We start from the raw sequence: 1,322 nt of genomic DNA on the forward strand, positions 1-1,322 counted from the left end.
GTGACACTCCGCAGCGGCTCAAGCCGCGCGGCTTCTTGGCCCAACCCGCCTTCTGGCGAGCTTAACGACCAACGGAGCTGTCCGCCCCGGTTGAGAATGTTGATGGCCGCGTTGTGATCTCTATCGAGCGAGAGGCCGCAACGGGGACAATCAACCCATCGGTCGGCTAACGAAAGCGTCTCGAAGACATGCCCGCAACCAGAAGAGCACCGTTTGGAGGTCTGCCGTGGGTCTACCAGAACGACCACACGACCGGCGCTTGCAGCCTTGTGCGTGAGTCGCTGAACCAAGTAGCCCCATCCAGCGTCCAGAATACTCTTTGCGAGGTTCCCATGAACCATGCGCGTGATCGTGAGGTCTTCGAGCGCGATCCGGTCGTGGCGCGCTATCAGATCGTGCGCCAGCTTGTTCAGGTAGTCTTTGCGCTGATTGCTAATCCGCTCATGCTGCCGTTGCAGCATCACCACGGCCTTCCGGCGGTTCTTCCCACCTTTCTTCCGTCGCGCGATCCGGCGCTGGCAGACGCGCAGCTTCCGTTGGGCCTTGCGATAGAACCGGGGATGCGCAACCTGTTCACCCGCGCTGGTGGTCATCAGGCTCGCCAGCCCCACATCAATCCCCACATCCTGCCCGGTCGCAGGAAGCGGCGTCGGCTCGTCTACCACGCAGGAGAAACTGGCGAACCACTTCCCCGCCTGCTTGCTGATACGGAGCGTCTTGATCTGACCCTCAATCGGACGATGCCAGCGAACGGCGATCCGCCCGATACCTGATAGTTTCAAGCGTCGCCCGTCGAGGCGAAAGCCATTCCCGTACTCCTTGAAGCCGAACGAACGCCAGCGGTGGCGCCCCTTAAAGCGCGGGTAGCCCGGTTCTTCGCCCGCCTTCAGCCGCCGAAAAAAGGCTTGGAAGGCTTTATCCAGATCGTCTACCACGATCTGCAAGACATGGCTATGCACATCCTTCGCCCACGGGTTTGTGGCCTTCCGCTCCTTCACCTGGCGCAGTTGCTCCACCTTCCCCACCGTGCGCTGCTCGTCCTCCCACGCCTGCTTGCGCTCTGCGAGGCAATCGTTATAGAAGCGACGACACGTTTCAAGCGTGGCATCAAGCAGCCGCTCCTGGGCGCGGGAGGGATAGAGCCGGTAGCGAAAGGCTTTGCGCTCCATTGGCTAGAGTCCCTTTTGGGCGGCGATGTACCGCTGCACGGTTTCATTCGCGACGTTCCCGACCGTCGCGGCAAAGTAGGAGCGCGTCCAAAGTGACGGAAGTTTCCGCAAGACGGCATAACGTTCGCGTAGCTCGTGAGAGGTGAGACCCTT

2 protein-coding genes are annotated in these 1,322 nt (G+C 61.1%); both read right to left on the reverse strand.

Going from position 1 to position 1,322, the window contains the following annotated elements; translation table 11 throughout:
• A partial coding sequence (locus tag A9Q02_RS02240; protein ID WP_141508664.1) for an RNA-guided endonuclease InsQ/TnpB family protein occupies positions 1–1,169 on the reverse strand: 1,169 nt, incomplete at its 3' end.
• A 3-nt stretch (positions 1,170–1,172) separates the two neighbouring features.
• Positions 1,173–1,322 (reverse strand): transposase (locus A9Q02_RS25125; RefSeq protein WP_172450540.1); only part of this gene is annotated, 150 nt, incomplete at its 5' end.

Origin of the sequence: Candidatus Chloroploca asiatica (assembly GCF_002532075.1) — a bacterium.
Classification (GTDB): Bacteria; Chloroflexota; Chloroflexia; order Chloroflexales; family Chloroflexaceae; genus Chloroploca; species Chloroploca asiatica.